Here is a 6,108-nt window from a genome sequence, read left to right as displayed (position 1 = left end):
GAGTCCCGGCGGGGCGTGGGCGCGGGCTGGTCGCTGGCACGCGAGCTGGAGTCGATGACCCTGCTCGACGTGTACGAGGCAGTGGAACCCGGCCCACTGTTCGCCATGCACCGCACCACCCCGGACCAGGGATGCGTGGTGGGTCACGGCATCCAGCCGGCGATGCAGAACGTCTACGAGGGCATCGAGGAGACCCTGAGACACGAACTGGCCCGCGTCACGCTCGCGAACGTACTCCGGGACGTACTCGCGACACCCCGCTAGCCTCCCCGTTACGCCCTGACATCACCAAGATCCCCATCCATGCCCAGGTCGGCGAACAGCCTGGCAACCAGTCACTCCAAGGACGGTTGCAGCATGAGACCGAGTCCTACGAGCTCGTATTTTGATCTTGTTGAAGTGCCCTGGTCCGGCGTGACCGACGTGACGGTTCCGCCGTTCGGGAGGATGTGAGCACCCGGCCGTGGATCGTGGACGAGGACTTGTGGGCGCTGATCGAGCCGCTGCCGCCGCCCTGGCCGGAGAAGTCGCCGGGTCCGCGGCCGACGGCGGACCGGCTGTGTCTGCAGAGCATCCTGTACGTCCTGCACGACGACATGGCCTGACAACTCCTTTCACTGGAGCCGGAGTTCGGTTCCGGACAGACCTGTTGGCGGCGCCTGGAGCGCTGGCGGCAGGCTGGGGTCTTCGGCCAACTGCACCGCATCCTGCTCACCAAGCTGAACGCGGCCGGCGAACTCGACCGGTCCCGCGCGTGCGTGGACGGCTCCCACATCCGCGCGAAAAGAAGGGGGCGCCGACACTGGTCCGTCGCCAGTCGACCGACGGAAGACGGGCAGCAAACACCACCTGATCTGCGACGAACGCAGCACCCCATGCAAGGTCGTCACCACCGCGGCGGCCGCCGCCGGCTGCGCCCTCACGTTCTGCGTCTCCCCCGCGCACGCCTCCGCCATCTGGGACGGCGACGCCTCCCAGGGCGCCGGCGTCCTCACCAACACACTGCGCGACGGCCCCGGCAGCGTCACGACGGGCAACTGGAACGACGGACACGGCACGTTCTTCAAGTTCAACAAGCCCATCGGCACGGCGCGTTGTGAAGGACACGGCGTGCGCACCTCGACAGGCGAGTACACGTCCAGGAACAACAGCACGTACTGGTTCGGCTGGGACTCCATGACCAAGACCAGCAACGCACAGACCGTATACCCGTGGAAGTCCAACGGCACCAACGACCAGAACACCAACTCCGCGGGGCAGGGCACCTTGTCCGTCTACAAGGACGGCTCCCGCGCCGACGCCCAAACCTGGGACGACCTGGGCAACAAGCCACGCTGGGGCACCCACTTCGGCGCAGACACCAGCACCGCCTCCATCAACTGGATCGCCGGCCTGAAGATGGGCACGTCCCGGGGTGACATCGACTGAACAACGCGACCGCCCGGTCCACGCGAATCGCGGGCAGGACCCCGGGCACTCGGCCCAGCTGGTCCGTCGCGACTCTTCTCGGCTCCGGCCTCTTCCCCATACCAACCAGTCGGTACTACCGTCGGGCCACTCCACGCGCACAGTGACATGCCGTGGGTTCACGGAAACCGGACTGGGAGGCACGGTGTCGATCACGCCTGCGGCGGCGCAGCACCCGAGTACCACAGCGCGGGGATCGGTCCTGCGCCGACTCGGCAACCGGCGGCTCAACCGGTATCCCGAACGCCTGCCGCGCTACTGGTACTTGGGGATCGTGGTGGCCGTCACGATCATTCTCTACTACCAGCTCTACGTGCAGTACGCGGTGTCGACCGCCATCATCGGCGAGTACGACATGTCGCTCCGGTACTTCGTGTACATCTCGGTCGCAGCGAACGCCGTGGGTGCCTTCGCCTCGCTGGCGGCGGGCCTCGCCGACCGGTGGGGACGGGCCAACATCGTGGTCTACGGCCTGCTCGTGGTCGGTCTGCTCACCACATTCGCACTGCCGCACGCGCCGGACAAGATGAGCTACCTGCTCGGATACTGCGCCGTCGCGCTCGTCGAGGGCATGATCCTGGTGGCGACCCCGGCGCTGATCCGTGACTTCTCGCCGCAGCTCGGCCGCGCTTCCGCGATGGGTTACTGGACCATGGGACCGATCATCGGCAGTCTCGTCGTCACCGCGGTGACCTCCCGCACCTACGGCGGCGGAACGAACTGGCAGGACGAAATCCGCTTCGCCGGGATCAGCGGGCTCGTGCTGTTCGTCGTCGCGTTGTTCGGGCTGCGAGAGCTCGCGCCGGCACTGCGCGACCAGATCATGGTGAGCCTGCGTGACCGTGCGCTGGTCGAGGCGCGTGCCAAGGGCATCGACACACAGGCGGCGCTGCACGGGCAGTGGCGGCAGATGATGCGCCTGGACGTGATCGGCTCGGCGGTCGCTATCAGCCTGTACCTCCTGCTGTACTACGCGGCCGTCGGCAACTTCGTGCTCTACTTCTCGACCACGTTCGGCTACACACCGCAGCGCGCGAACGCCCTGCTCAACTGGTACTGGGGGGCCAACGCGGTGTCGCTGGTGGTGGCGGGGCTGCTGTCCGATCGGCTGCGGGTACGCAAGCCGTTCATGCTCCTCGGCGCACTCGGTTCGATCGGCTTCACCGCGGCGTTCGCCCTGCGCGCCACCCAACCGGGCACCGGCTACTACACGTTCGCCCTCATCGTCGTGGGGATCGGGGTGACCAGTGGTGTCGCCTACTCGCCATGGATGGCGAGTTTCACCGAGACCGTCGAGCGGCACAACCCAGCGGCCACGGCGACCGGGCTGGCGATCTGGGGCTGGGTCGTGCGGATCACGGTCGCCCTCTCCGCTGCCCTGCTGCCGCTCATCGTGCACTCGGCGACCCCGCTCATCGAGCACGGCGCCGAGGTCAAGCAGGCCTCCGTACAGGCGGCTCCCGCGCTGAAGGTCCGCGCTGCCCACCCGAAGCTGTTCGCCCAACTAGACGCGTACGCACCGGGAAAGGTACCTCCGACCCTGCAGGCGCGCGCGCAGGACGAGGTCGGTGCCGCCGGATTGCGGACCGTACAGAAGGCGGCACCGCAGCTGAAGGCGCTCAGCGAACACGGAGCCGAGGTCGAGCAGGCCGCTGCCGACACCCCGGGCCAGTGGCAGGCCTGGTGGTGGGTGTGCCTGGGCGGGCAGGCACTGTTCCTGCCGTTCGTGTTCGTCATGTCGGGCCGGTGGCGGCCACGGGACGCAAAGCGGGACCTCACCGACCACGAAGAGGCCGTGGCCCGCCAGATGTCCGAGATGCACAGCAAAGAGGAAGAAGGTGCCCGCGCATGAGCGCCCCCACCGAGCTGCACGCACTGACCGCGCTGGAGCAGGCCGCCGCCGTCCGCGCGGGCCAGGTCTCCGCCGTGGACCTGGTACGTCATCACATCGAGCGCGCCGACGCCCACGACAAACAGTTCGGCGCGTTCATCACCCGCACGAACGAGGCAGCACTGGCCACCGCGGCGCACGCCGACGCCACGCCCGCCGCACACCGGGACACCTCTGCACTGTTCGGGGTCCCGACAGCCGTCAAGGACCTGGTGGACACGGCAGGTGTGACCACCACGTTCGGCTCGAAGGCATTCGCGTCGCGGGTGCCGACCCTCGACGCGCACAGCGTGACGCGCCTGCGGAACGCCGGCACGATCAGCCTCGGAAAGACCAACACCCCTGAATTCGGATGCTGTTGCTACACCGACAACGACATCGTGGGACCAGCCCGCAACCCTTGGAACCCGGCCCTGTCGGCCGGCGGGTCGAGCGGGGGCTCGGCCGTCGCGGTGGCACTCGGCCTGGTGCCCGTCGCCCACGCCAGCGACGGTGGCGGCTCGATCCGCATCCCGGCGAGCGTGTGCGGACTGTTCGGCATCAAGCCCTCACGTGGCCGTGTCAGTTCCGGGCCGGCCGGCGCCGAGACGACCGGCCTGTCCGTGCAGGGCCCCCTGGCACGCTCGGTGCGCGACGCGGCCGCACTGCTCGACATCCTGGCAGGGCCCGAACCCGGCGACCCCCACTGGGCAGCCCCGCTGCCATCCGGCGAATCTTTCCTCGGCCACGCGGACCGCCCCCCACGCAGACTGCGCATCGGCAGGTACGCGACACCTGCCGCGCAGGGCATGACCGTGGACCCGCAGTGCCTGGCCGCCTGGGAACACGCCTCCCACCTCCTGGAACGCCTCGGGCACACCGTGGAGGACATCCCCACACCCTTCAGTCCCGAGATCAGCGAGCACTTCGTGACGGCATGGGGCGTGCAGTCCCTCGGCCATGCCCTCGACGCCGAACAAGAGGCGCTGCTGCGGCCGGTGACGCGGGCCTGGCGGGAGTACGGACGCGGAGTGAGCGGCGAGACATTCGCAGCCGCGCTGACCGCAATGCACCGCTCGTCTCGCGCCGCAGTAAGCGCAACGCAGGACTATGACGCCGTACTGACCCCGACCCTGGCGACACTGCCGCAGTCGATCGAGCACTTCGACGAGTCGGGCGACCCGTTGGTGAACCTCCACCGCCAGAGCGCCTTCAGCGCGTTCACCAGCCCCTACAACATGACAGGCCAGCCGGTAGTCAGCCTCCCTCTGTACTGGACGCCCCACACCGGGACCCCGGTCGGCGTCTCGCTGGCAGGACGGCCCGCGGACGAGGCCACACTCATCGCACTCAGCGCCCAACTGGAAGAAGCACACCCCTGGCGCCACGAGTACACACGCCTACTGGCCACACACTGACCCCGCCCCGCGGGCCCGAGGGAGTGCAAATCCAAGAAGTCATCCGCATACCGTTCGGCGGGCGTGATCGTCGAACTGGGTTCTGGATCGGGTGATCGCTGAGGTGTCGGCTCATGAAGGAGGGGCCTCTCGGTAGCTCGGAGTTGCGAAGCTCAAAAGCACCGAGGAGGCCCCTTTTTCACAATCTTGCGTAACCACGTGCGTCCCGTCCAACTCCCGCGTGTCGCCCTGCGATTGTCTTGCGCACAGGTTCCGGAATGCTGCGGACGGGCCGGACCGTAGTGCGGGTTCCGGCTCGGACATGACGGAGGCGGAATGGCAGGTCGTGCGGATGGCGCTACCCGTTCCGGCGTGGCTGCAGCGGCGGCCGGGCCGAGGCCTATTGCCACCGCGTGATGCCAGACGCGGTCCGCTACGGAAAAATCATCGGAGTCAGCGCCGCGGCCGTCTGACTGTCCGCGCGCCTGCTTGGAGTGGAACGCTCCGGCTGCCCGCGTCTGCAAACCCCCGGCGTCATGTCCCGACCGGTGCCGCCTCGTCCTGCGAGTCGCGCGGACCGGGCTGCTCGAAGCGGGGGCGGTCGGAGGTCCAGCTCACGTGTACTGACCCGCGAGGTTGAGGACGCGGCCAGCGGGTTGGTTGCGGTGCGAGAGTGCAACGAGCGCCCGCAGCCGGTAGTGCTCTCCACGCCGGTCGGGAACGCGCTGCACGACGGGTCGGGGGAGGCAGCTGTTCCCTCTCCGCTTCCCCTCCCCTGCGGCGAACGCACACAGCAGGCGTACGCATCCACCGCGGCAGTGAACCACCGGCGTCCTGACTCCCTGCCGGTCCAATCTGTTCTGTCTGATGTGCGAACCGGTAGCGTTGTGTATAGATCCCGCCGAGGGAGGCTGATCGCCATGCCATGGTTCGTCTGGCTGCTCGTTGCGCTGGGGCTCGGTGCCGCGGAGTTCTTCACGCTGGCCCTGGTCTGCGGACTGTTGGCAGGCGCTGCGCTGGTTACTGCCGTGGTCGCCGGAGTGGGTGTCGGCCTGCTGGGCCAACTCGTAGCACTCGGAGTTTCCGCGGCAGCGGGCCTCTTCCTCGTACGGCCGGTTGCTATGCGCCACCTTGCACAGTCTCCCCTCATAAAGGAGGGCACCGACGCACTGATCGGAAAGTGCGCCGAAGTCATGCAGGAAGTCACCGCGACTCGCGGCCTGATCAAACTCTCCGGCGAGGATTGGTCCGCTCGCACCCTCGATGAAACCCAAGTCATCCCCGCAGGAGCAATGGTCGATGTCATGGAGATCGAGGGCGCGACAGCCGTGGTCTATCCCCGCGATCTCCTTCCATGACCGGCTGACTCCCAAC

General features: G+C 68.0%; 6 protein-coding genes. All 6 read left to right on the top strand.

The features are described 5' to 3' along the window. Positions 1 to 264: Rrf2 family transcriptional regulator (locus tag ACWD2L_RS37890; RefSeq protein ID WP_451193385.1), on the top strand; the 264-nt coding region annotated here is incomplete at its 5' end. A gap of 185 nt (positions 265 to 449) precedes the next feature. Continuing rightward, positions 450 to 605, top strand: a complete 156-nt coding sequence (locus tag ACWD2L_RS37885; protein ID WP_351339122.1) for a hypothetical protein — start codon at positions 450 to 452, stop codon at positions 603 to 605. Positions 606 to 1,110: 505 nt separating this feature from the next. Then, positions 1,111 to 1,428 (top strand): hypothetical protein, encoded by a 318-nt coding sequence (locus ACWD2L_RS37880; RefSeq protein ID WP_351339120.1) that lies wholly within the window; start codon positions 1,111 to 1,113, stop codon positions 1,426 to 1,428. Positions 1,429 to 1,612: 184 nt separating this feature from the next. After that, entirely contained in the window at positions 1,613 to 3,319 is a 1,707-nt protein-coding gene (locus ACWD2L_RS37875) for an MFS transporter (protein WP_351339117.1), read from the top strand. After that, entirely contained in the window at positions 3,316 to 4,755 is a 1,440-nt protein-coding gene (locus ACWD2L_RS37870; RefSeq protein ID WP_351339114.1) for an amidase, read from the top strand. The genes ACWD2L_RS37875 and ACWD2L_RS37870 overlap by 4 nt, the downstream gene beginning before the upstream one ends. An 899-nt stretch (positions 4,756 to 5,654) precedes the next feature. After that, positions 5,655 to 6,092: an NfeD family protein gene (locus ACWD2L_RS37865; RefSeq protein ID WP_451193381.1), complete on the top strand. Its 438-nt coding sequence runs from the start codon at positions 5,655 to 5,657 to the stop codon at positions 6,090 to 6,092. Positions 6,093 to 6,108: the final 16 nt, after the last annotated feature.

Source organism: Streptomyces sp. NPDC002754 (assembly GCF_053592315.1).
The sequence above is the reverse complement of the archived record's forward strand: the minus strand, read 5'-3'. Positions and strand labels throughout refer to the sequence as shown.